This is a genomic window from Kordiimonas laminariae (assembly GCF_023008165.1).
In the GTDB taxonomy this organism is placed as follows: domain Bacteria; phylum Pseudomonadota; class Alphaproteobacteria; order Sphingomonadales; family Kordiimonadaceae; genus Kordiimonas; species Kordiimonas laminariae.
Genome location: NZ_JAKQZA010000001.1, coordinates 378128 through 401753, shown reverse-complemented (window position 1 = coordinate 401753; position 23626 = coordinate 378128). Strand labels below are relative to the sequence as shown.

At 46.4% G+C, this 23626-nt stretch carries 23 protein-coding genes; 13 read left to right on the top strand and 10 right to left on the bottom strand.

What is annotated here, in order from left to right; all coding sequences use genetic code 11:
* Nucleotides 1–189: 189 nt before the first annotated feature.
* From MF542_RS01920 to MF542_RS01905, 4 genes are all read right to left on the bottom strand, one after another.
* The gene (locus MF542_RS01920; RefSeq protein ID WP_247015371.1) at nt 190–1347 is read right to left on the bottom strand and encodes an aromatic ring-hydroxylating oxygenase subunit alpha; all 1158 of its coding nucleotides are present in this window, start codon (nt 1345–1347) and stop codon (nt 190–192) included.
* 95 nt (nt 1348–1442) lie between these two features.
* Complete coding sequence (locus tag MF542_RS01915) at nt 1443–2003, bottom strand: TadE/TadG family type IV pilus assembly protein (protein ID WP_247015369.1); 561 nt, start codon at nt 2001–2003, stop codon at nt 1443–1445.
* Nucleotides 1990–2562, bottom strand: coding sequence for a TadE/TadG family type IV pilus assembly protein (locus MF542_RS01910; protein ID WP_247015367.1), 573 nt, complete (start codon nt 2560–2562; stop codon nt 1990–1992). Before MF542_RS01910 ends, MF542_RS01915 begins: the two co-directional genes overlap by 14 nt.
* A gap of 8 nt (nt 2563–2570) precedes the next feature.
* Nucleotides 2571–4040: a TadE/TadG family type IV pilus assembly protein gene (locus tag MF542_RS01905; protein ID WP_247015365.1), complete on the bottom strand. Its 1470-nt coding sequence runs from the start codon at nt 4038–4040 to the stop codon at nt 2571–2573.
* 482 nt (nt 4041–4522) lie between these two features.
* Here MF542_RS01905 and MF542_RS01900 point away from each other — a divergent pair, with 482 nt between their 5' ends.
* On the top strand, nt 4523–5515 hold the full coding sequence (locus MF542_RS01900; RefSeq protein WP_247015363.1) for an alpha/beta fold hydrolase: 993 nt from the start codon (nt 4523–4525) through the stop codon (nt 5513–5515).
* 86 nt (nt 5516–5601) lie between these two features.
* Here MF542_RS01900 and MF542_RS01895 read toward each other — a convergent pair whose 3' ends face one another.
* A complete protein-coding gene (locus MF542_RS01895) occupies nt 5602–6222 on the bottom strand; it encodes a TetR/AcrR family transcriptional regulator (protein WP_247015361.1) in 621 nt (206 codons plus the stop codon).
* A gap of 120 nt (nt 6223–6342) precedes the next feature.
* Nucleotides 6343–7158 carry a histidinol-phosphatase gene (gene hisN / locus MF542_RS01890; protein ID WP_247015359.1) on the bottom strand — a complete coding sequence of 272 codons (816 nt, stop codon included), beginning with the start codon at nt 7156–7158 and terminating at the stop codon, nt 6343–6345.
* A 94-nt stretch (nt 7159–7252) separates the two neighbouring features.
* Between hisN and MF542_RS01885 the strand changes: the two genes are divergently transcribed.
* Nucleotides 7253–8380: an NAD(P)/FAD-dependent oxidoreductase gene (locus tag MF542_RS01885; RefSeq protein ID WP_247015358.1), complete on the top strand. Its 1128-nt coding sequence runs from the start codon at nt 7253–7255 to the stop codon at nt 8378–8380.
* Nucleotides 8381–8391: 11 nt separating this feature from the next.
* On the opposite strand, the gene MF542_RS01880 is transcribed toward MF542_RS01885, so the two are convergent.
* Together MF542_RS01880 and MF542_RS01875 are read right to left on the bottom strand one after the other, a co-directional pair.
* Entirely contained in the window at nt 8392–8643 is a 252-nt protein-coding gene (locus MF542_RS01880; protein WP_247015357.1) for a GlsB/YeaQ/YmgE family stress response membrane protein, read from the bottom strand.
* Nucleotides 8644–8655: 12 nt separating this feature from the next.
* Nucleotides 8656–8883 carry a YqaE/Pmp3 family membrane protein gene (locus tag MF542_RS01875; protein ID WP_247015356.1) on the bottom strand — a complete coding sequence of 76 codons (228 nt, stop codon included), beginning with the start codon at nt 8881–8883 and terminating at the stop codon, nt 8656–8658.
* A gap of 204 nt (nt 8884–9087) precedes the next feature.
* On the opposite strand from MF542_RS01875, the gene MF542_RS17755 reads away from it, so the two are divergent.
* Entirely contained in the window at nt 9088–10452 is a 1365-nt protein-coding gene (locus MF542_RS17755) for a methyl-accepting chemotaxis protein (RefSeq protein ID WP_247015355.1), read from the top strand.
* A 38-nt stretch (nt 10453–10490) separates the two neighbouring features.
* Here the strand turns inward: MF542_RS17755 and MF542_RS01865 are convergent, their stop codons facing one another.
* Together MF542_RS01865 and MF542_RS01860 are read right to left on the bottom strand one after the other, a co-directional pair.
* Nucleotides 10491–11267: a transporter substrate-binding domain-containing protein gene (locus MF542_RS01865; protein ID WP_247015354.1), complete on the bottom strand. Its 777-nt coding sequence runs from the start codon at nt 11265–11267 to the stop codon at nt 10491–10493.
* 154 nt (nt 11268–11421) lie between these two features.
* Entirely contained in the window at nt 11422–12186 is a 765-nt protein-coding gene (locus MF542_RS01860) for a hypothetical protein (RefSeq protein ID WP_247015353.1), read from the bottom strand.
* Between the two features lie 204 nt (nt 12187–12390).
* Between MF542_RS01860 and MF542_RS01855 the strand changes: the two genes are divergently transcribed.
* The 10 genes from MF542_RS01855 to MF542_RS01810 all read left to right on the top strand — a co-directional run bounded on the left by MF542_RS01855 (nt 12391) and on the right by MF542_RS01810 (nt 23590).
* Entirely contained in the window at nt 12391–14499 is a 2109-nt protein-coding gene (locus MF542_RS01855) for a methyl-accepting chemotaxis protein (protein WP_247015352.1), read from the top strand.
* 90 nt (nt 14500–14589) lie between these two features.
* The gene (locus tag MF542_RS01850; RefSeq protein WP_247015351.1) at nt 14590–15417 is read left to right on the top strand and encodes a mechanosensitive ion channel family protein; all 828 of its coding nucleotides are present in this window, start codon (nt 14590–14592) and stop codon (nt 15415–15417) included.
* A gap of 304 nt (nt 15418–15721) precedes the next feature.
* Nucleotides 15722–16378 carry a penicillin-binding protein activator LpoB gene (locus MF542_RS01845; RefSeq protein ID WP_247015350.1) on the top strand — a complete coding sequence of 219 codons (657 nt, stop codon included), beginning with the start codon at nt 15722–15724 and terminating at the stop codon, nt 16376–16378.
* Between the two features lie 57 nt (nt 16379–16435).
* Nucleotides 16436–18061 (top strand): COG3014 family protein, encoded by a 1626-nt coding sequence (locus MF542_RS01840; RefSeq protein WP_247015349.1) that lies wholly within the window; start codon nt 16436–16438, stop codon nt 18059–18061.
* Nucleotides 18058–18528 (top strand): putative periplasmic lipoprotein, encoded by a 471-nt coding sequence (locus MF542_RS01835; protein WP_247015348.1) that lies wholly within the window; start codon nt 18058–18060, stop codon nt 18526–18528. The genes MF542_RS01840 and MF542_RS01835 overlap by 4 nt, the downstream gene beginning before the upstream one ends.
* Before the next feature lie 2 nt (nt 18529–18530).
* Nucleotides 18531–19379 (top strand): hypothetical protein, encoded by an 849-nt coding sequence (locus tag MF542_RS01830; RefSeq protein ID WP_247015346.1) that lies wholly within the window; start codon nt 18531–18533, stop codon nt 19377–19379.
* 196 nt (nt 19380–19575) lie between these two features.
* Nucleotides 19576–21687, top strand: coding sequence for a methyl-accepting chemotaxis protein (locus MF542_RS01825; RefSeq protein ID WP_247015344.1), 2112 nt, complete (start codon nt 19576–19578; stop codon nt 21685–21687).
* A gap of 97 nt (nt 21688–21784) precedes the next feature.
* Nucleotides 21785–22363, top strand: a complete 579-nt coding sequence (locus MF542_RS01820) for a hypothetical protein (RefSeq protein WP_247015342.1) — start codon at nt 21785–21787, stop codon at nt 22361–22363.
* A gap of 3 nt (nt 22364–22366) precedes the next feature.
* Nucleotides 22367–23059, top strand: a complete 693-nt coding sequence (locus MF542_RS01815; protein ID WP_247015340.1) for a hypothetical protein — start codon at nt 22367–22369, stop codon at nt 23057–23059.
* 90 nt (nt 23060–23149) lie between these two features.
* Nucleotides 23150–23590 carry a MarR family winged helix-turn-helix transcriptional regulator gene (locus MF542_RS01810; protein ID WP_247015338.1) on the top strand — a complete coding sequence of 147 codons (441 nt, stop codon included), beginning with the start codon at nt 23150–23152 and terminating at the stop codon, nt 23588–23590.
* Nucleotides 23591–23626 lie beyond the last annotated feature (36 nt).

Here is a 23626-nt window from a genome sequence, read left to right as displayed (position 1 = left end):
TTGCTGTGACTGTTGGAAATTAACGGGTGGCGGGATGATTTGGTGTAAATATTAAAGAATCTTAGCCACAAAACTTCAGGTTTAGCGGCAAAAGGAATCGGTTTTAGCCGCTTTCGGGGCTGAATAAAGGAGAAGATTCGGTTCGAAAAGAATCGGTTTCCCAAGGAATATATAGGGACTTTATGTAAGTTATCGTTCTGGGTTTAGAAATAGGTCGGCTTCGGCTGTTGAAGCGAAGGCTATTGGCTTAGCACCAAAGAGCCGAGAACCCAGATATTGCCGAAAATCGATCAGGCTTTGTTCCATATCAACCAGTTTTCCGCCTGTGGTTCTCTTGGAATGCATGCCTTGCTGTACGCGTTCACAAATCCATTTGTCTTCTTCCAGAAAAGCAGCTGTGAAATCGGCTGATATTTTATCATCGTTCCCAGGTTCGTTACTAATTCCTCCGGACATGATCTGGCACTTTTCCGCTGCCTTGGGTAAAACGGCAATCCACTGCAAGCTGCCGTAAGTTAGAATACCAATAAAATTGGGCGGCAAAAATATCAGGAGATAATGGCTGTATGCCTCAGGTACTTTACCGGTGAGCCACTTTTCAAGGGTGCTTCTTGTGTCTGCCATTTTACCACCGGTTAAAGTCCACTCGGAACTACCCGCCACATAATATGAAGTTTTGCTGGGTGTTATGGTTTCCAGTGTTTCTTCATGAACCTTGAAAAGGTGATAGCTTTCTATGGCGTTTTCCACGGCCAGCTTCCAGTTCGCCTGCCATTCTTCATCACCAGATTTAACGCCGTGGATAAAACTATGGGGTTCAAATAAGTGAAGATAATCATTGATACCTTCCACTCGAGCAGCAAAAGGGGATGGGTTTTCAGCTAAGTTGATGAACAAAAGCCCATGCCAGCTTTCAAGGTGAAAGGCGGGCAAACAGTGTTCTGATTTTTCGGGTTTATGGTTCCGCGTAAAAGGTGCCCCTTTGAATTTGCCTGTCTGGTCATAAACCCAGGCGTGATAGGGGCAGGTAATGTGCTTTTCAATCGTGCCGTATCCTTCATCAAGAAGTGGCGTGCCACGGTGACGGCAAATATTGGAAAGCGCACGGATTTCACCGTCGGTACCGTGGATTATTGCAATTGCTTCGTCCGCAACAGTGAGTGCGAAATAATCACCAGGATTGGGGAGAAGCTGTTCAGCACATACGAAAACCCAGTCACCCCTGAATATATGATCCATCTCCAGATCGTAGATTTTCTTGTCGTGATAAACCTCAAAAGGCAGAGATGCAGCCTCGGAAAGGGAATGGGAAGCCGAGGCTGCATAGGCTTGAGGGAGGTTGGGCATGTTGTCATTCCTGGTGTTTGTCTGATTTGGGTATAGACAGAATATGGGAATGAATTATTTATTGTCAATATTGACAATTTACAGAGAAAGCTCCTTTAGCTGGTGATTTCCTGCAAAGCTCCAAGGCGCGGCCGGAAATAAGATACTTTCCGGATTGTGCGAGATGGCAAAAAATTAAACATGATAGGCTCGTAGGAATAGAAAATTTCTGTCGCGATAATAGTTTCATTATCTCGCATCGTGAATTCAGAAGGTAAACTTGCAGGATCTCCTTCTTCGCCAAAGCGGCTGGTTTTAACTAATCTGCCCCCACCAATACGTTGCCAGAAAACACTTGCAGGAATAGCACTTGTTTGGCTTACGGAGCTTACAATTGCCACCACATCAGCAGGGTCGTTGTAAGGGGCAATAATTTGGGGAACAGCAGAGAAAATATCCTGCATGGTTGCTTCAGAAATTTCTTCATCCCGCGTTACCAGATCAGCAATCGCAACAACTGTATGTTGGGCTTTCAGGTTCAACAGCAGGTAATGACCAGCTTCGACGATACCAATGAAAAGGGTAAGATAAAGTGGAATAGAAAGTGCGATTTCCGTTAGTACACTTCCTTCTTCATTGCTTTTTAAGCGTTTCAGGAATTTTCTAATATGGCTCATTGCGTACCGCCACTGTTGCTGAAACGGAAACGTTTCGGTAAGCCCAATCCGCGAAGCCTGTAAGACTGCTGATATCATAATTAACGCGGTAAAGAACAATATCCCCACCACCACCAAGGCCAGATATAGCCATATCGGCATCCCACTGACCATTGCCGTTTACATCTGTGTAATCTTCACCTTCGTCATAACTGCCGCTGGCATTGTCATCGATAAAAGGTTCAGGTTCGCCGATATCTGCAAAGTTTTCATAGACCAGTGTTTCGATATTCACTGTATCCATGTTTACCTGACCAAACGTTTGCTCGCGGATGATATCGCGCACTTGTTGTTCGCGGGTTGTGCCTTCTTCATTAGAGCCGGTAATACCAAAGCGAGATGCTTGCAGAACGGCATTTTCAATCGCTGCCGCTACGAAGAAGTAATGGGCGATTTCCAACACGCCAATTATGGTGGTTAACAATACAGGAAGGCCGATTGCAGTTTCCACAACAATGGCGCCTTCTTCATCATGCCGAAGACGTTTTTTAAAGGACCATATGTGAGACAAGAACGACATAGTCACCTTTATTTGGACAGTCGGAGGTTGGAAAGCTGACGGCCGATTTTATCAAACACATCCTGAAGTTCGTCATTGTTGGGGGCATGGAAATAAAAACCGGGGTTCGTTGCACACGCTTCAAAGGCGGAACGTGTGGAAGAATCCGGGGTGCTTCCAAAAGTGATCCCGTAAATCAAAATGTCATCATCTTTGATGTTTGTGCAAATTTCATCAAAACGATCATCCACATCATCACGGGCATCATAGATGGAGCTGTGGCCCATATCCTGAATAGTGCCGTAAGCAGTGTAATCAGAACCACCGAGCTGGCTGATACGAGAGATAAACTCATTTTTGCCATCGGTGAGGATGACGATCACTTTGTCCATGAAAGCTGCATCATGAGCAAGCGGCAGATTACTTGGCGTGTCACCGCCCCACAGGCCTTGCCAGCGAGGGCTGATAACACGCCAACCCCAAGCGAGACCTGTGGGTGTAGCGGTCCCGCCAAAGCTCCAGGGTTCCATTTCCTCAATTGCATCCAACACCTTGGTTTTGCTGGCAACGAGGGGTAATATTTCTTGGCCGCAGCCGCGGTTAGGACCCTTGGCCAATGAACGGCTATTTGCTTCGTAAATTGATACGACACCGTTATGAATCCAGTTGTTGGGCCTGTAGTATGAATTGTAAGCAGGTTCATCCGGCCAGAACCAGGGCTCAAATGGTTCTATGCTGGGTGGAGTATCTGTAAGGTCTTCACCATCGTCCCGCGCAAACAGGCAGCCCGACCATTCAGTTGTTCGGTATTCGCCATTATCAATTTTCTGCAGGCCAGCTTCTGAAAGCCAGCTTTCATGCCCGTCACCAACATTCACATGAGCTACATAGGGTACGACCCCAACCCAAAGGTTGTTGTTGGTATCATTTTCGCCGTACACGGCTTCCACCAGAAGTTCAGCTGCTTCCTTCGCTGCATCAATCTTGCCGTTATTGCGCATAGAGCCTGTATTATCCATTACAATAACAAGTTCCATGCCGCGGGTTTCGCGGGTGATCTCGGTATCGGCAGAAACGGTCACTTCATTCACACCGAAGATACGGCTGAAGTATGTATCTACTGATGCTGTAGCTGTTAGTGTAATAAGCTTGTTATCATTGCTGAAGTTGATAACCATTTCGCTGGATTTGACCACGTCACCGATGGCAGCAATATTTGCATCGAAAAATTCCTGCGCGTCGGATTCCATATCATTGATATCAAGAGCATGGCCTGCGGCCAGACCAGCGCTATCAAGCGATTTCTGTAAAACATCTTTCACATAGAACATGCGTGCGCCGTCTACGGTTAGCCCAGCTGCGCTTGTGAGCACTAGAATACTGGTGGCAACAGCGGGCATAAGACTGCCTCTGTCATCCTGCCATAGGTTCTTTGCGAAATTCATCAACTTGCGGCCTAAGCAAGTGGAGAGTTTATGCGTATGGTTCTTTTTCATCATGATATTTGCCTGATCACTTACGCCTAAAGTGAACTATGCAAATGGAAATTCTGTAAATCTTTGCAGACAATTTTAACTAAACTGCACCCACTTTTTGTCTTGGTTATTTTTTTAAAAAATGGCGCATGATATTGATATTTAAAGAGTTTATTGGGCGTTGTTGCAGGGCGCATGACAGCTTGGTGAGCGATAAATCCGTATTTTGTGATTAGGAAAAATACGAGGAAAATATATGAAACCACTCAGCGGGAGGTTGGGCTGTTTTCTCTGGATGGATGATTCGACGTCGGATTAATGGTGGAGCTAACGCGATTATTGAGACTGAAATTTTCTAAAACTATGGTTTTCCTACGGAAATTTTACTGGAAATTAACCATAAGACTGTGCATGCTGAGGTATATATAGGCCTAAGTGGCTGAAATATTTAGGCATACTGCATATTTAGTAAGGGGAATAATATGCAAATTATGGCGGAGGCGTGTGTGAGTAACGATAAGCTACCAACACAAGAGACGTTGGATTTTGCGAAGGCTAACCGGAGAGAGCCACCTAAAGATACGGTGTTCGACTATTTCAAGTCCGCCGATGGGGAACAAATCCGGTTCGCCAGATTTCCTGCCAGTAATGTGCTTGATATTAAAGGTACAGTTATCTTTATTCCAGGCCGCACTGAATTTATCGAAAAATTCATAGAGGATGTTCATATCTTCAATGCGCTGGGTTTTGCCTGTGCTGCAATGGATTTGCGGGGGCAAGGTATGTCTCACCGTCCGCACCCAGACCGTGAAAAGCATTTTGTCCGCAGCTTTGATCTTCATCTTGAAGATCTGAAAACCTTTTTTGATAAGGTGCTGACCAACAAGATGGAAAAGCCATATATCTTGATGGGCCATTCAGCTGGCTCACATGTAATTCTCCGGTTCCTGAAAGAACATCCGGGATACGCGGATGCTGCTATTACGGTAGCGCCAATGGTGAAGGTTAATGGCGGTGGTGTGCCAGAATTTATATTAAGCGGTTTACCGTGGGTAATGCGTCATCTGGGGCTTGGTGGTAGTTATATTCCTGGGCATACCGCCTTTAAAACAGGCCGCTGGGGTTGGCGGAAAAAGCTAACTCACGATGATGACCGGTTCGAAGATGAAGATTATTTCATTCATAATAAAGATCGTCGTCTGGCAGTAGGCGGTGCCACTCATAAATGGCTGTGGGAAGCGGTTAAATCTACCAAAAAACTAAATGCACCTGGTTATGCGGAAGCCATTGAAACACCAGTATTGATGCTTCAGGCGGGTGAAGATCAGATTGTGGATAATGACGCCCAAGATAAATTGGTCGCGCGTATGCCAAATGCTCGTTTGGTGAAGATTGAAGGCGCCATGCATGAAATCCTGAAAGAAACGGATGATCATCGAGCTGATGTCTGGAACGCTATCAGAGAGTTTATGAGCCTAAGAGAGCGACCCGAGTTTTAAAGCATGCTTCAAATTTTGGGCACTAGAATTAAAAAGACCGCCGATCATAGTTCGGCGGCCTTTTTATTTAGAATCTAGATTGAGTGTCAGGCAACGTTTTGCGCGTTGATGCTTGCTGGTACTTCGGCAAGACCCAAGCCTCTTAAAATCGTCTCTGCCATAGCATACAGTTGTTGGCGATCACGGATTACCTTACTCATCATATTGATGCCGACCATCTGGGATACAAAAGTTGCTGCAGTGGTGCGTGGGTTATCTAATCCGGCTAGTTCTCCGCTATCTATGGCGTGTTCAAGAAGTTCCGTATAGCGGTCAACACGGGTGCCCATAATATCCCGGAAAACATGTGCTACTTCACAACTTTTTTCATTGTTGGCCATGCCGTTTGTGACAAGACAGCCTTTGGCGTCCTCATCATCCATTCTTGCATCAATCAAGTTTTCTAAAACTTTTCTGAAGGCGGGCAAAATGGGATCGCCTTCCTTAAGGTCGTTCATGAAACGATCACAAGATTGTTTGCCGTACAAAGCAAGAACTTCACTGAACAGTGCTTCACGCGAAACGAAGCTATTATAGAAACTGGAGCGAGTGATGGACATACGCGAAGAGAGCTCGCTTACGGACGTAGGTTCATACCCCTGTTCCCAGAAAGCGTCGAGCGCAATTGCTATTGCATCATCTCTGTTAAATTTTGCAGGTCTTCCCATGGCTACCCCTCCTTAGGTTTACTGCGGTTTCAATATCTGTTGAATATATAGTCCTTGAGGTTTGTTTTGCCAAAACAATCTTATGAAATGTTTCACTTTGTCGCTTTTAGCTAGGAAATTTTACTCATTTATGGTGTGTAGTGCGTCTTTAAGGAGACCTTTGTCACCCACTACAAGTAATTTTCCGCAATCTCCGGGAGCTTGACCTTGCCAATTTGTTGCGCTGCCTCCGGCTCCGCGTACAATCGGAATCAGTGCCATCATGTCGTAAGGTTTCAAGCCACTTTCTATAACGAGATCCATAAACCCCGCCGCGACAATACCATAAGCGTAGCAATCCATGCCATACCTTATCAGTTTGCTCTGGTTCAAAATCGCGTTAAAGCATGTACGTTCGTTGTCTTTGAATAGATCAGGGTCGGTTGTAGAAATAGTTGCATCTGATAACGAGGCACATGACCGTGTTGAGATAGCCTCTCCATTTAGAGTTGCTCCTTCTGTCCACCCAAGATAGCGTTCTTTGATGTAAGGCTGATCCAAAACACCAATCACAGGTACGCCTTCGTGTTTCAGGGCAATAAGAGTTCCCCATGTTGGTAAGCCTGAAATAAAAGCACGTGTACCGTCTACGGGATCAAGCACCCATTCAAATGGGCTGTCTGTTTTCTTTATGCCGTATTCTTCCCCGTGAATACTGTGATCAGGAAAGCGTTCATCAATCAGGGCTCTGATAGCTCGTTCGGCTCCTTGATCCGCTTCGGTTACGGGGTCAAAACCGCTATCACCCAGTTTATTATCAATATCCACTTTCTGCCTGAAGTACTTAAGTGTCACTTCGGCTGCTGCATCAGCAAGCTCACAGGCAAAGCTTTTTAGTGTTTCCACTGAAACACCACTTAAACTTTCAGGAAGAGTAGATGGTTGGATATAGCTCATGATCAGCCCCTTTTTCATGAAACAATGTGATGGATGCTTGCCAAACTGCCGACTTTAGACCACATATGACCCAGTAAAAGCAACGGGTACTGTTATGTTGGATACTGAATTTTTAGTTATTGGTGGTGGGATTGCGGGAGCAGGTATCGCTTATTTCCTCGCACCACATGCAAAGGTTATGCTTCTGGATATGGAAGCACAAGCCGGCTATCACACAACAGGTAGATCCGCAGCATTTTATGCTGAAACATATGGTGGGCCACTGCTTCAACCACTAACAACGGCCTCTAAAGCATTTTTACTATCTCCTCCCGCTGAAGTATCTGAAATTCCGATCCTTAGCCAAATGGGGGCGATTCATGTAATGAAAGATCATCAGCGCAGTGCGGCAGAAAGTCTCTTAGACGAAATGAGCGAACTGCCTGGCGTGCGTGAATTAACGGTAGATGAGGTTCTGGAGCGAGCGCCTCACCTTGATAGAACCCAATTTGTCGCCGGAGTGAATGATCCGGATTGTGGTAACCTTGATGTTGCGGCCCTTCATCAGGGGTATTTACGAGCGGCGAAAAAAATGGGTTTAGCAGTCCGTCTGGAAGATGGCTTTGAAAGTGCTGAATTTAAAGCGGATCACTGGTTGGTAAAAACCCGAAAAGGGCAAATAACAACTAGAACACTTATTAACGCATCGGGTGCCTGGGCAGATGACGTTGCTATAAAAGCGCAGGTTCAGCCACTTAAGCTTAAACCACAGCGCCGTACTATTGTAACAATACCAAGCCCGGAAGGGTTACCGTTTGAGAAAAATAGCCCGGTTGTGATTGATGTGGAGGAAAGCTTCTATTTCAAACCTGAAGGTGCAGGTTATCTTGTGTCTCCGGCGGATGAAACACTAAGTCCTGCATGTGATGCACAGCCAGAACTTGAAGATATTGCGATGGCTGTAGAGCATTTTCAGAATGCAACGGGCAGTACGGTTGAGAAGATTGAAGCGAAATGGGCTGGCCTTAGAACTTTTGCAAAAGATAAAGCGCCCGTTATCGGATATGATGAAAACCAGCCAAATTTCTTCTGGAATGTTGGGCAGGGTGGATACGGTATTCAAACATCCCCAGCATGGTCAGAGCTTGCAGCTAATCTGGCAATGGGTAATGCTGTGCCGGAGCATCTTAGAAAACATGGTGTGAAGGCCGAACCTTACCGTCCGGCCCGCTTGCTTGATTAGAGTTGGTAGTTCTAGTCTCTGCTACGGCGTTTCTTTACGCCAATATCAAACATAAGCATGAGAAGAACGGCACCCGCTGTGCCTGCAATAATGTCAGCTATCAGACCGTTTACATGGAAACCGATAACTCCGAACAGGAATTTGCCGAGAATACCACCTGCAATACCAATTAGAATGTTCCAGAAGGCCCCCATGCCTTCGCCGCGCAGGATTTTACCCGCGATAAAACCAACAAGTGCACCAATAAGAATTGAATAGATCATTATTTGCTCCCCTTAGTAACGACTATATCTATCATAGCGTCCATAACGAGCTCTGTCATAATCCATTTCACGACGCAACTCATCATTTCTGTATTGGCTAAGGGAATATACTGCCCAAATAGCTGCTACCGGCCACCCGATAACGGTTAGCCATAAAAGTGCACAGAAAATTCCTTGAATGGGCCGCCAGATTGTAAAGAAAACTAACGGCGGGAAAATGATCGCCAACAAAAGGCGCATTCGTTCCTCCTATATCCTCGCAATGTGTGTCGTTCATGCCCTCTTACGGGGCCTATAAAAAAATATGTAAGAATTAATCATGATTTTACAAGGGGTAGGGATTCCTTAAGGATTTAGAGCCATTTTTTGTGATGCAATTGAGGCACCTTATGGTAACAATTGCGCGGGGGCAGAATGATTGTTTTGGGTCAAGGGGATTATTGAGTGACCAACTTCTTGCGTAACTTTAAAGTTAATGTACGTATCTGGACATTAACTGGCCTAGCCTTTCTGGGCATGCTGTTTATTGTTTTTGAGTTTAATACGCTTATCGAAGAATTGCGCAGCGGTACTGTGAGCGATGCCCAGTTCGAAGATGATGAGTTTATGGTCTATGTTTGGACCGCTGTTTTCATGGCACTTATCCTGTTTTTGTCATGGTCTATCACTAACAGTGTGATGAAACCTCTTCGGCGCTTGCAGCAAGAGCTCGAAATTCTTTCTAATGGTAGTTATGAAACGGCCGTTTCTGACCTGAATCATAGAGATGGTATCGCGGCAATGGCACGCGCTGCGGAACATCTCCGTGAAGGTGCGCTGGAAACTGAAAAATTACGTGAAGAGGCTGAAGAATCCCGACTTGCGCGAGAAAATGAAGAGCGCGAACAGGAACGTCGCCGTATAGAGGAAGAAAGCCGTCAGCGTGAGGAAGAAATCCAGCGTCAGCAACAGATGCAGGATGAGCGCGCCCGTATGCAATCGGAAATGGCTGATAGTTTCGAAAGTGAAGTATCTGGTGTTATTCAGTCTCTTTCAAGTTCAGTTGCTGAACTGCAGATGGCGGCTGATACTATGACAGATGCGATCGAGCAAACTGGCGTGGAAGTGAATTCTGCGGCAGGCGCAACCAATGCGACTGGACAGGATATGGTTTCCGTTGCAGAGGCAACTGAAGGCCTGACAGGTGCCATTGGTGAAATCCGGACGCAGGTAGAGCAGGCGAATACTATTACCACTAACGCAATGAATGTGGCGAAGGACGCCGAGGGTCGAGTTACGTCTCTTACAGCTGCTTCTGACCGTATTTCAGAGGTGGTGCACCTTATTAACGATATTGCCGAGCAAACCAACCTGCTGGCACTTAACGCGACGATTGAGGCAGCGCGTGCCGGTGAGGCAGGTAAAGGTTTTGCGGTTGTGGCATCCGAGGTGAAAAACCTTGCGAACCAAACGGCAAGTGCAACGCAGGAAATTGAAGAGCAAGTAAGTGCGATGCAGTCAGCTACGCACCAGACAGTGGATGCAGTGAAAACTATCCATAAAACCATTGATCAGGTGAGCGAGATTTCAGGCATGATTGCTGCAGCGGTTGTGGAACAGGAAGCCTCTACGGGTGAGATTAGCCGCAGTGTTCAAAACGCAAGTCAGGGCACTGCTAACCTGAGCCACAATGTAGGGCGTGTACAGGAAATGGCTGAGCGTAGTTCCGGCGCTGCAAAAGTGGTGAATGAAAGTTCCGGTGGCCTTACTGAGCAAACAAGTGTGCTTGAACAATCAGTAAACCGTTTCTTACAGCGGCTTCACGGTTAAAGGGTTACATTTCTAAACGATTAGAAAAGCACGCTAATTCAGCGTGCTTTTTTTTGTGCATGAACACCCTGGCTTTTGAAAAATTTATCAAACTCTGCATCCAGCCAACCGCTTTCAGTGATTTCTTTCAAGCGTGACTGTAGGTGAGCTAGAAAAGGTGCTGTTTTTTCATTTTTGAAACAAATGATACCGTCTACGAGTTTATCCAGCTTTATATCAGTTTTAGTGATTTTATCGCTCACACCAAGGCGCGGGGCAAGTGTATCCAGATCAAAATCAAACCCAACTAGCGCTTCGATACGGCCGATGGATAACAGGTTCAGCATTTGTACCTGGCTTTGCAGGGAAAAATCTTCCTTCAGGCCATATTTCCGGATAACGCGCAGCAGGTTAACATCAGAAGCTAGGCGTAAATTACGTAGTTCTTCGATACTCATTGGAACAGGGCTGCTGGCTGGTACATAAACGGTTACAAACAGCTCCCTGATAGGGCCAACGAAGGCAAGTTCATCAGCAGTAATGCCGTTATTTTCCCAAGCATCAAGCGCTCCGGTGGAAATATAGTTGCAGTCCAGATCACGGTTAATCATTAACCGTGTAAGCCGTGCTGAAGGGTAAAAGGTGATATTATAGTTACCGTCATACCCTTTAGTAAGTTCTTCCAGCACCTTATGATAAACGCCAACGCCGTTTTCCTCATAGGCGTATGGAATTTCAAGACTGGCTATGTTGATAGTAGCAGATGTATCGTCTGCGCTTGTTTCCCCTGATAAACTTAAGAATAGAAGTGCTAATAAGCTATTCCTAAAATTCATTCACTTCCCCTGTTTCCCTCGCCCCCCTTAGGCTTGGATGGATACTATCTGTGCCTTTTCATTTTTCAGACAGGTTTTTGATAGCATTACTGTGATGAAGGTGTATTTCGCCCGCATCAATTGGGTACTCTAAAACTCTTGTAATAAACGGTCGTTATTGTTGGCTTTGGCTTGCGAAAAATTTCTCAAACTCAGCATCCAACCAACCGTTTTCGGTGATTTCTTTCAATTTGTTACGCAGGTGTGCCCGAAACGGTGCCGTTTTTTCGTTTTTGAAGCACACAACGCCGTCTACAAGCTTATCCAGTTTGATATCTGTCTTTACGATTTTATCAGTTACACCGAGGCGTGGCGCTAGAGTATCGAGGTCAAAATCATATCCAACAAGGGCTTCAATACGTGCAATAGAAAGAAGGTTCAGCATTTGTACCTGGCTTTGAAGGGCAAATGATTCCTTTAATCCGTATCGGCGCACTGTATGGACAAGGTTCACATCCGATGCCAAGCGCATGGTTTTCAGATCTTCAATAGTATGGGGCACTTTACCGCCAGTGGGTACATATACTGTTACAAACAGCTCCCTGATAGGGCCAATAAACTCTAATTCGTCAGGACTGATGCCGTCTTTTTCCCAGCGTTCAATTTTTTCCGTGCCGATAAAATCACAGTCCACTTCCCGGTTTGTCACCAAGCGGTTGAAGCGGGCGGACGGCATGAAGGAGACTGTTACGTCACCTTTATAACCTTCAGTCAGCTTTTTAAACACGGTGTTATAAACGCCGTCGCCTGTTTCTGTGTAGGCATAGGGAATTTCCATGCTGGCGACGGTAATATCATCGTCGGCGGCATTTACTTCAAAAATTGAAGCAAAGAAAAATGTAGAAAGCAGGGTGCTCACAAGATTTGTTTTCGCACGCATCACTTTGTGGCCTCTAGTATTCTCGGTTTAGGGGAATAAATCCCCGTGTGGTATTATTAGTTATAAGCATAAACCAATATCCGTTAATTTTTCTATACCATTACAATTGTTAATGAATTCACCCACGGAAAGGTGAATAAATTTGTAACATATTGTCCATATAGCTAATCCAAAGGTATCAAGTGTACGATTGGGGTCGGCAAAATGGCATTCAAGTTTTCTAATATCTCCCTGCGGTGGAGAATTGGGGCAATTGTTCTCACGGCGTCTGTGGGTTTCCTTATCATTGCGGCAACGGTTTTTGTTACCAGCCGTGAGCGAAACGCGGTCGATCAGGTAGCTTTGAAGCTAGAGCGGATGACCGGAGAAGCAAATACGCTTAACCTCGCGGTTCTGAAAATGCGTCAGCATGAGAAGGATTTCCTGTTGAACAGGGATATGGGATTTGTAACGGCTTATAAGTCGGAACTTCGGATGGCTCTGGCACTGGAAAGTAGCCTGCAGAGTGAAATTGGTGATGCTGAAACCAAACAGGAACTCCAATTTATTCGGCAAGCTATAACTTTCCACGGCAGGCGTTTTGAAGCGCTTGTCAAAACCATGCAACAGCTTGGTTTAACGGAAAACGAAGGGCTTGAAGGCGCACTTCGTTCTTCCGTTCACAATGCGGAAGCACAGCTCAAAGCCTACAGTGCTGATGCTCTTACGGTAAAAATGCTGATGATGCGCCGCCATGAGAAAGATTTCATCATGCGGAAGGCCGATAAATATATTGGCCGTCATGCAACGAGGCTTGCGGAGTTCGAAGAATTACTACCAGCCTCTACGGTGCCAGAGGGCGAGCGCGGTGCTTTGATGGAACTGATGAAGACTTATCACGGTACCTTTAAAGATTTCGCAGATATCACCCTTAATCGGGAGGCTACTGTCACCGACCTTGCGGCATTATTTGAACCAGTGCCGGAACTGCTGGACGGTGTGGTACAGTATCTTGAAATTTCCGCAAGTGAGGCAGAGGCTGAGCGTACCCGGGTGCAAGATGGCGCCGAACAGCTTATTGTGATTGCCATCACCCTCACCACAATCATTGCTGCGCTGTTCAGTATTTTCGTGGGCTTTTCCATTAGTCGCCCAATGGAGCGTGTACGCCTGAGTGTGCAGGATATCGCGGGTGGCGCGCTTGATACTGATGTGCCGTGTGTAAGCCAAACCAATTCCATTGGTGCTCTCGCACGCGCTGTGGATGAAATGCGTGAAGCGATCAAAGCAGGGGAAATTATTAAAGCCAAAGCTGCCGAGCGCGAACGTGAGGAAGGTCGCAGGCGCGAGGAAGAAATCCGCCGCCAGGCAGAAATGGAACGCAGGCAGCAGGAACGTGAAGCTACAGAGGCCGTGCGCCGCATGGAAGCCGCACAGAAAATTGATGGTCTGATTGAAAACTTCAGGCGCGATAGCAATGCCATGAGCACTGTGCTTGTGCGGTCTGTTGAAGCGCTTCAGGCTACAGCAAGCCGCATGGCCGAAATTGCTGAAGATGCAACAAAAAGCTCATGTCACGTACAAAACACCACAGAAGAAACGGCTGATAGCGTGCGGGTGGTTTCCAGCGTTACCGATGAAGTTTCCCAAGCTATCAGCGATATGAATGCGCAGGTAAAATCAGCGAGTGATACATCCGCAAATACAGTAAATCGCACAGAAGAGGGCAGCGAGGCTATTCGGAAGCTTGAAGAAAACTCAGGCAAGATTGGTGAAATCCTCAACCTTATTGATGATATTGCCGATCAAACCAATCTTCTGGCGCTGAATGCTACCATTGAAGCCGCGCGTGCGGGTGATGCGGGTAAAGGGTTTGCGGTTGTTGCCTCAGAGGTGAAAAGTCTTGCAGGTCAAACAGCAGGCGCGACCGGGGAAATCGCAACCCAAATTGAAAACATGCGCGCCGCAACAGAGCAGGCGGTAAAGGCCAATAAGGAAACGGTGGAAGGGATTACAGCCCTGAACCAGACACTGGTTTCTATCTCTGGCGCGGTAGCCCAGCAGGATGCATCCACCCACACTGTGCAAGCAAATGTAGAAACTGCGGCTCGCAGTACAGAAGATGTAAGCCGGGAAATTTTGAATGTGGTTTCCCGTTCTTCTGAAACCAGCGCAGAAGCTAACAGCGTGATGCAGGCTGCTGAGGATATGAGCGGCGCAGCAGAAAAGCTCACGGTTTTGATCAGTTCCTTCCTTGATAATGTGCAGCAAGTGAAAGGCATGCTTGGGGATGACGTTACGCATCCGCCAGAAATCATGCTTAAAAGTGCATAGATCAAAGGTTTAAAGACACCTGTTCCCTTTGCGCCTGAAATTCGCTATTGTAACCAAGGGTTTCAGGTGCACCGTTATTGAGGAAAAATGATGGATTTTTTTAAAACAGACTCTGCGCTCTATGATGAGTGGATTTCAAAGGGCATTGATATGGGCCTCGCCATTCTTGGCGCCCTCCTTATTTTATTTATTGGTCTCCGTATTGCAGGCTTCACAGAGAAGCACCTGCGGAAACTTTTAGGCAAAAGCAAAAAGATGGATGAAACGGTTTCCCAGTTCCTTGCGAGCCTGGCGAAATATACCATTATCATCATCACCTTCATTGCTATTCTCGGCCAGTTCGGCATTGAAACAACCAGCCTTGTGGCCGTTGTTGGTGCAGCCGGTCTTGCCATTGGTCTTGCGATGCAGGGCACGCTTTCAAATGTTGCTGCTGGTGTAATGCTTCTTATCTTCCGCCCGTTCAAGGTGGGTCAGTTTGTTGAAGTGGCAGGCCATTCTGGCGTTGTGAAAGCGATCACTCTCTTTGTTACTGAGATGGATACTGGCGATAATGTACGTATTGTTATCCCGAACGGCAGCGTGTGGGGCAGCAGTATCCGCAACTTTAACCACCATGATATCCGCCGCCTTGATCAGGTTTACGGTATTGGTTACGGCGATGATATCGATAAAGCGATGGACGTAATCAAAGGCGTGTTGGCATCTGATGACCGCTGTAAGACTGACCCTGAAGCACTTGTTGCAGTAGTGGGCCTTGGTGAAAGCAGCGTGGATATTGTTGTGCGTGTTTGGTGTAACGCCAGCGATTACTGGCCGCTTAACTTTGCGCTGCTTAAAGCAGTGAAAGAAGCGTTCGATAAAGAAGGTATCAGCATCCCATACCCATGCCGCTCGCTTTACATGGAAAAAAGCTGATTCATGACCTGTAGATAAACTTATGGGTGTTAATTAAGGGCGTTTTCTTAACGCTCTTTTTTTTAAACTTATGTTCTTTTTCGAAAACCTCCAAGATCATATTATAGGTGTATTTTCAATGTTTTAAGATTTTTTTAAAATCTATACAATAATAAAGCACGCAATAGGAGAAACTATTTTCTTGACTCTAAACTATTAAACTAATCTTATTTTCCATGCAGAGGGGGTTATGTTTGGATGAACTATAAGTTCGTTCCCCCTTTATCTATGTCTATACAATCAATGATTAGGTCGGGGAATTCTCATGCGCCAAATTAGTTCATTTTCTAAGTTCATTAAAAAATCAGTAATGTTAACAGCAGTATGTGGTGTTTTGGCAGCATGTGGCGGGCAGGCAGTTCATAATTCTGCGGGGGTAGCAACTGTTTCGCAAGATCCATCACGTACAGGCGCTGTTGCTGGGGTTGGCATTGAAGGCCAAGACATTCAGGCGATGACTGATCAGATGATGAGAGACATGCTGACAAACCCAATGCTGGCTAATGCAGCAAACCCCCCGGCAATTATTGTTGATAGTGGTTTCTTCGTGAATGATAGCACCCAGCGTATGAACAAAGACCTGATTACCAATCGCCTTCGCGTGAACCTAAACCGTGCTTCTATGGGGCGGATGGTTTTTGTTGGCCGTAATTATGCAGGCATGGTGCAGCAAGAACGTTCATTAAAGCGTGAAGGTGTGGTTGATACCGCAACACGCGGCACTACACAGGCACAGGCTGGTGCTGATTACCGCCTTGGTGGCACAATTGCTTCATCAGATAGCCGCGATGCACGCACAGGCATGATGCAGCGTTACACCCAAATTACCTTTGAAATGGTTGATCTGGAACGTGGTGTTATTGTCTGGAGTGGCATTTATGAGCTTTCAAAAGCTGCCGCAGATGATGTTGTTTACCGCTAACACTATTTTCAAGCCAACCTTTCAATAAGGTTGGCTTTTTCTTTTGGGGGTTAAAAGATGCAGAAATCAACTTTATTAGCGACTGTCGCCATTTGCGGCTTGGTTGCATTTACACCTGTGGTCGCTGACGATAGTGCCGCTCTTCTGGCGCTGAGAAGCCAACCTGCTGTTAGCCAGGATGCACTTGCGCATGAACAGCAATTACAGGCACGCCATGACTATTTGAAAACAACCCTTAAAGCTGGTGGGCTTTCCAAAGCTGAAAAAAAGCAAATGAAGGCTGATTTGAAGGTTGTAAAAAAAGAACTGAAAGCAGTTAAAAAGGCTAATAAAAAAGCGCAGAAAGCTTATGATAAACGATTGGCTTCCTTAACGAAAAATCTTCGCAAACAATATGGTATGGGGCCATATCCAGCAGAAATTTCGAACTTTGTCGCAGATAAACCTGAAGTGTTAAAGCCGTTTTATTCAAGCTTGTTCATTGAAGGTGAACGGAACGCCACGTTGAATTTGAACCGTCTTGGTTTGGCCGCAATGGAAGCAGGTTATTATGGGCATGCTGAATGGGCGTTTGATCGTGCGATTGATAAAATCGAAGCAATTTATGCTGATAACCCACAGGCGAAAGCCGCGAAATCCAAGTTTAAAGAGGAATCTGTAAAAGATTTTAAAGGCGAGCCATATGAACGCGCTATGGCATATTATTATCGTGGGCTGCTTTATCTTCGGATTGGAGATTATGAAAACGCCCGGGCCGTTTTTCGTGCTGGCGAATATCAGGATTCGGTCTCTGATCTGGAAGAATTCCAAGCTGATTTTGCGGTTTTGAATTATCTGGACGGTTGGGCACTTCAGTGCCAAGGTAGAAGTGGGGAAGAACCCTTCCGTCGGGCCAACGAAGTGCGCCCTAACTTAGCGGCGCCAGCGCCAGAAAATAATACATTAATGATTTCAGAATTGGGTGCAGGGCCACAAAAAATTGGCGAAGGTAAATATAACGAAATTCTGAAATTTGAGAAAGATGAACGCTTTGGTGAAACCAATGCCAGGTTCATCGTGGAGAACCGCACAGGCGCGACAACAGAATTTACGAATGAAATTGCTTCAAGCGTTTATTGGCAATCTTCCACGCGCGGTGGCCGCCCTATTGATGGCTTACTTGAAGGGAAAGCTTCCTTTAAGGAAACAACGGATGCCATTGGCGATGGACTGGCAACTGTAGGAACAGGCGTGGCGCTCGCAGGCCTCGCATCGGGAGATTCTGATGCCGCTCTTATCGGGGCTGGGGTTGCTATTATTGGCGGTATTTTCTCTGCTGTATCTGCCAGTTCAAAGCCGCAAGCTGATACACGTATGTGGGATAACTTGCCTGATTTGGTAACAGTAAGCACGGGCGCGTTCCGCAGTGTTGGGGAGTATCGCTATTCAACCGTTTATTCTGGCCCACACGGTGATATTGCATCGCCATCAGAAGTTTACATGATGGGTGCGGGTGATACCTGCGGCATTATATGGACCAGATCGCGTAGCGCATTAAATGTTCCGGAATCAAGCCCCGGCGCTCGTATGACATGGAAGAAAATGCGCAAACAGAAAAAGCGTGTCCAGCAGAAGGATATGAACTTCCGAAATTGGCTGCTTGTTGAAGCACCAATAGATACTTTACAGGCTGAATTAAGATGAAAAAAATATTAACGCTTGCTGCGGTTCTTGCAGCAGGGGCTTCTGTTGCAGAAGCCTCAACTGCTGTTGGTCCAACAGTGAAATGTGATTTTCGCCCCTATAAAAATGTAGTAGGCGCGGGCCCGGCTCTTATTTCGGATGTGCCAACAACCATGGCAGCAATTCCCCTGAATGCTGTGCAAATTGTTGATAAAAACATTCGTAAGAAAATTCTTCCACAGGCTGTGTTTTCGAAACGCACAGCGACAGGTACGGTTGAAGTTATGACACGGCTTGTTAACTGTACGGATTATAATCAAGAAGTGCTGGTAAGAACCTCGTTTATGGATATGAACCAGATGCCGCTTGAACCAACAACCGTTTGGAAGCGAGTGTTTTTATCACCAAAAGCCACGCAGGTTTATTCCGAAAAATCTATTTCTACTGGCGTGGGGTATTTTCTTATTGAAGTAGACGAAGGGGATTAAGCATGAAGCTATTTATGAAAGCCTGTGTTTTTGCGCTGGCCTGTTCCGCGTTTTATGTGCCTTCGGTTTCCGCACAGCAACGCCCGAATGTACCGCCGGTGATGAAAAAAGCACCTGAGCCCAAACTGCCTGATCAGAAAGAATTTATCAAAGCCTTCTATCGGGAAAATAAAAAGAAGAGCAGGCCCCGTTTTATACTATTCTGGAACCGGGAATTTTCTGATGAAGTTGTCACATATTATATTGATTATGTAGCTGCCAGTTCAAGCGCTTATGCTAGCGCCAGCCACAACCCCTATACAGGGCGGACAACGGCCAATGTTTCACCAGGAACGACTGAAGTTACATCTGGTACCCGTCGTTTGAACAAAGATCAGGCCCGAGAAAATCTAAGGGAATTGTTGAATATGAAGCTGGAAAGCAGCTTCAAAAAAACCATGATCCGGGGTGGTACGCGAGTGATTAACCGGGAAATGGCAATTCGGACGACTGGGGCTGATGCAGCCAGCAATGAAGAGGTGAACACACACTCGTTGGAAACCAAAGCCATGGTTGGTAAGGCGGATTTGATGATTGAAATCCTCCTAACCCCAAGTATGGAAACAGAATCTGGTTTTGCCTTTCAGATGAATGTGATTGAGATTGAAACAGGTGAGAATATCGCCAGCTTGTTTACGGATGGTATGCCTCCTGTGATTAACCGACAGGAATTTATTGCCACTAACCGTGGTTTTGAACGCCACACTTTCCTTGAAGGTTTTAGTGATGAAGCTGTCGGCCGCCAATTAGCCATTGAAACCATGAAGGAATTAACCAGTTATTGGCAGATGATTGCGGAAATGGAAGGTTAATAGAGAAACGCAAGGTTACTTCACCTTTATAGCAGATGCATAGAAAAGGCGTTTATGGCGCCTTTTCTTTTGTAGTTATATGGACTGTCTTAAAAATTCTATAAAAGCGTAACAAACCCCTGCCAAAACTACCCTAAGTAGGGACGCTTGGGGGCTTGGGTGATGAACCGTATCACCCGGAGCTGTGGGGTTTGGTATGATTAAGTTTACGGATGTATCGCTCAGGGCGCGTATTGCGGCCACGGTGGCGACTGCGCTGATTGGTTTTCTGGTTATTGGCTACACTATTTTTTCGGCTGGCCAGAAGCTCGATGCAGCAAGCGATACCTTTTCAGAAAATGAGTATTATACCACGGAAGCTAAATCCCTGAATTTATCGGCGCTGCAGATGCGCCGGCATGAGAAGGATTTCCTTCTCCGGAAAGATCCAAAATATATCAGTTCTTATCGGACTGAGGCTGCGAATGCGCTCGCGCGTGCTGATGCACTTATCGCCCAGCTCCCCGCTGGCGCGCTAAGGGACAGTGTTCAGACAGCGAAGGAAGCACTGGTTGAGCACGGTAAAGTGTTTAAGGAAGTATCTTCGCTTATCACTGCTATCGGGCTGAATGAAACCTCAGGCATGGAAGGGGAACTACGTGCCGCCGTGCACGCGGTGGAAGAAAAGCTTAAAGGATACGGGGCGAAAGACCTGACCATCCTTATGCTGATGATGCGCCGCCACGAGAAAGATTTTATTCTCCGACAGCAGGAAAAATATATCACGCGCCATGATGCGCGTGTGGAAGAATTTAAAACCGCACTTGAACGGTCAACTGTACCAGTGGGTGAACGCGCTGAGCTTTTGGCGCTTATCCAAACGTACAGCGCTACATTTAATCAGTTTGCAGATATGAATTTGCAGAAAACTGCGCTTACTGGGCAGCTATCAGCGCTTTATAAAAATATCCCTGAGGAACTGCGGACAATCTCATCAGAAACAGAAGCTGCGAGAGATGAAGCGCAGGCGGTGTGGATAGAAACCCAGCGTTCTACCGAAAACCAAGCGCTCGTTACCATTGCCTTCACCAGTGTGGTGGCTGTTGTGTTCAGCATTCTTGTAGGGCGTTCGATCACAGGCCCTCTTACCGAGGTGCGAAATGCAGTGATGGCAATTGCGGGCGGTAACAGGACAACGCCTGTCGCTTGCCGGGAGCAGGGCGATGCAATTGGTGAACTTGCGCGTTCGGTGGAAGATATGCGGCTTTCGATTATTGAAGGTGAGGAGGCGCAGTCTGCCCTCTCTGATAGCCGTCGCCGAGAGGAAGAACAGCGCTTGGCGCAAGAACAGGCCGAAGAAGAAGCGCGCAGAATTGAAACCCAGAAACAGCGGGACTCTGAAGAAGCGCAGCGCAGGGCAGTTGCTGCTGGTCAAATTAGCCACTTGATTACCAGTTTCCGTTCCACAAGCACTGAAACAACATCAAAGCTGCAAACCTGTGTTGGAGAATTGAAACAAGCGGCGGAAAAAATGGTGCATATCGCCAGCAGTGTTTCTGAAAGCTCCAATAGCGTGATGGCAGCAACCCACCAGACATCTTCAAATGTGCAGTCGCTCGCAGTAGCATCAGATGAGATGGCGGCCTCTATCAGGCAGGTAAGTGATCAGGTGCAAACTGCGGGCACTATGTCTGGCCATGCGGTTGAAGCGACAGAAGAAGGTAATGCAGCCATCAGTAGGCTGGTGGGGAACAGCAGCAAGATTTCCCAAGTCCTGAACCTGATTAAGGATATTGCCGACCAAACCAATTTGCTGGCGCTGAACGCCACTATTGAAGCAGCGCGTGCAGGTGAGGCTGGGAAAGGTTTCGCTGTGGTGGCGAGCGAGGTGAAAAATTTGGCAACTCAAACTTCGGATGCCACAGGTGAAATCTCCCAGCAGATAGAAGAAATTCAGGCAGCGACCAAAAGTGCTGTTGAAGCCAATGAAAAAACCGCTGGCGGTATTGGTGAACTGAACGCGACCCTAGGTGAGATTTCTTCCGCTGTTGCAAGGCAGGATGAAACTACTATCAGTGTGGGCAGGAACGTGCAGGAGGCGGCCAGAGGGACGCAGTCTGTCGCCGATGAAATCACAGGTGTTGCTGGTAAGGCTGATGAAGCAAGCCTTGAAGCTGGTGACGTGATGGAGGTCTCCCAGCGCCTTGCAGCTGCGGCAGATGAAATGGCGTCTACTATTTCTTCTTTCCTTGAAACTGTCCAGAATGTGCAGGCGATGCTTGATGATGGACATGAAGGTGAAGACGAAGACGCGCTTCTGTTCGCTTAAAGAGCATCAATACAGCGATTTCCTTAATATCTTTCCATTGCTTGTGTTTGCCGTCATACTGCCTACATAAAATAAAAGACGACAGGCGAGGAATATCATGGAATTCAGAGGCAATAATGCCCTGCGCTGGCTTTCTTTCTGGGGCCAGTTTTTAGCTTTAATAGTGTTAGTGGTTGTGGTGCTTGAAGTGCCAGAATGGTCAGGTGTTCTTAAATATTTTGTGCCTTATATTATGCTCCCGTTTATGGCTTACAGCGCGTTTCGGGGGTTTCTTTGGGTGCGGGAAGATAACCCGACACTTCATATTTCTGATGCGGGTATAATCTATAGCGGCCTTGGGAATATTCTTATCCCGTGGGATGATGTGCTTGAAGTGAATGAGAAGCTTAACATCCACCTGAAAGACGAGAAAAAATACCGCCAACATATGAATTTGGCCCACAGGCTTTCGCTGGTAGAGCGTGGTTTTCTTCATGGTTTGCTGCAATTGCCGCGTGCTTCGTTCCTTATGGAAACAGGGGCGATTTATGAAGCTATAGAAAAACATATCCCTGACCGTATGGTGGATGCGGAAGACGATGAATTTGAAGAGCTTACATATAATTGGGGTCTGAAAGAAGATACAGAGCATCCCCGCCCAACATCCGGCTACGGCGCGAAAAAGAATAAAGGTTGATATATGACAGTAAACGATGGGGGTGGGGTAACTTTTACGCAGCCAAGACGGATACTTTGGAGACAATTAATTGTCTCAATCGGTTTCGTATTGTTTTCTGGTTATGCAGCATATGAGTGGGGTGGTATTAGAAATGGCTGGGAGGGAATTGATTTTAGCCGATTGCTTATGCCTGTGATTGCGGGTGTAGTCTGTTTGTTTAATATGATCAGGACCTTATACTATTTTACTCAACCGCCGGCGTATTTCTGTTTTTCTAGGGGGGGGCTGGTCTATAGCCGCCACAGTTTACGGCCAATACCATGGGAAAGCCTCCATATTGGCTGGACTTATACATCACATCTATACTTCATAAAGCAGCAGAGTAGATTTTTATTATATCTCCATAAAGGGACAGCGCATGAAATAAGAATACGCTGTAATATTGCTGATTTCTTGGGGATGTGGAATGAAGTTGTTCCTGTAATGGTGGAATATGCTGAGCAATATGGGGCTACTATAGATGTGAAGCTGAAAGAGTATCTTATTGACGAATACGACTTGGATACCAAAGAGAGCCCAGCGGAAAAAGTTGAAGTCGTGACCCAGAAAGCCTCTGTTCGAGAATACGGATATAAAAAACATTATAAAACGAATTATCGATCATCATCAGTGAATGCAGAAGCGCTTGAGTATGGTAGGAAGCGTGTGAGATAGCTATTAAGTGCAACACTGAATATAGTTGATGCTCGTCAACAATATATGTAGCAATCAATCATCATCGTTGTTTATGCCGAGGACAGAGCTTTGAAGAAAACACGGACAGTGCATGAAGTGGCTTTTCGCCTAAGCCATGATATGGGCCAGCAAATTGCACCGCGCCTTGGTGCTTTGGGGGCTGATCTTGCGCCGCAGCAGTTGAGGACTATGCGGCTGATCTGGTCTGGTGAAAATGTAACGCTGGTGGATGTGGCAGATACCCTCAAGCGAGATAAGGCGCAGGTTGTGCGGCTTATAGATAAGCTTGTGGAAGCGGGTATGGTAACGCGTGAACCAAACCCTGATGATGGCCGGAGTAAAATCCTGAAGCTCACACCAAAAGGCCTTGCGTTTTTTGAAGGAATTGAAGCTCTCGAAGCTGAGTTTTCGGGAAAGCTCACTGAAGGCATTGCCCGGAAGGATTTGGAAACATTCTTCAGGGTTTCAGACATACTGTCCAAGAACCTGCGCGACATAGATGTTCCTTAAAACCCTACCGGGGCTTGCTGGCGGCTGGTGCGGGGG

Coding starts and splice junctions, on each gene's coding strand:
- MF542_RS01815 (WP_247015340.1), top strand. CDS start 22,367: ATGACAGTAAACGATGGGGGTGGGGTAACTTTTACGCAGCCAAGACGG.
- MF542_RS01860 (WP_247015353.1), bottom strand. CDS start 12,186: ATGCGTGCGAAAACAAATCTTGTGAGCACCCTGCTTTCTACATTTTTC.
- MF542_RS01880 (WP_247015357.1), bottom strand. CDS start 8,643: ATGATCTATTCAATTCTTATTGGTGCACTTGTTGGTTTTATCGCGGGT.
- MF542_RS01905 (WP_247015365.1), bottom strand. CDS start 4,040: ATGATGAAAAAGAACCATACGCATAAACTCTCCACTTGCTTAGGCCGC.
- MF542_RS01855 (WP_247015352.1), top strand. CDS start 12,391: ATGGCATTCAAGTTTTCTAATATCTCCCTGCGGTGGAGAATTGGGGCA.
- MF542_RS01845 (WP_247015350.1), top strand. CDS start 15,722: ATGCGCCAAATTAGTTCATTTTCTAAGTTCATTAAAAAATCAGTAATG.
- MF542_RS01850 (WP_247015351.1), top strand. CDS start 14,590: ATGGATTTTTTTAAAACAGACTCTGCGCTCTATGATGAGTGGATTTCA.
- MF542_RS01910 (WP_247015367.1), bottom strand. CDS start 2,562: ATGTCGTTCTTGTCTCACATATGGTCCTTTAAAAAACGTCTTCGGCAT.
- MF542_RS01820 (WP_247015342.1), top strand. CDS start 21,785: ATGGAATTCAGAGGCAATAATGCCCTGCGCTGGCTTTCTTTCTGGGGC.
- MF542_RS01825 (WP_247015344.1), top strand. CDS start 19,576: ATGATTAAGTTTACGGATGTATCGCTCAGGGCGCGTATTGCGGCCACG.
- hisN (WP_247015359.1), bottom strand. CDS start 7,158: ATGAGCTATATCCAACCATCTACTCTTCCTGAAAGTTTAAGTGGTGTT.
- MF542_RS01875 (WP_247015356.1), bottom strand. CDS start 8,883: ATGCGCCTTTTGTTGGCGATCATTTTCCCGCCGTTAGTTTTCTTTACA.
- MF542_RS01835 (WP_247015348.1), top strand. CDS start 18,058: ATGAAAAAAATATTAACGCTTGCTGCGGTTCTTGCAGCAGGGGCTTCT.
- MF542_RS01920 (WP_247015371.1), bottom strand. CDS start 1,347: ATGCCCAACCTCCCTCAAGCCTATGCAGCCTCGGCTTCCCATTCCCTT.
- MF542_RS01865 (WP_247015354.1), bottom strand. CDS start 11,267: ATGAATTTTAGGAATAGCTTATTAGCACTTCTATTCTTAAGTTTATCA.
- MF542_RS01895 (WP_247015361.1), bottom strand. CDS start 6,222: ATGGGAAGACCTGCAAAATTTAACAGAGATGATGCAATAGCAATTGCG.
- MF542_RS01830 (WP_247015346.1), top strand. CDS start 18,531: ATGAAGCTATTTATGAAAGCCTGTGTTTTTGCGCTGGCCTGTTCCGCG.
- MF542_RS01840 (WP_247015349.1), top strand. CDS start 16,436: ATGCAGAAATCAACTTTATTAGCGACTGTCGCCATTTGCGGCTTGGTT.
- MF542_RS01915 (WP_247015369.1), bottom strand. CDS start 2,003: ATGAGCCATATTAGAAAATTCCTGAAACGCTTAAAAAGCAATGAAGAA.
- MF542_RS01885 (WP_247015358.1), top strand. CDS start 7,253: ATGTTGGATACTGAATTTTTAGTTATTGGTGGTGGGATTGCGGGAGCA.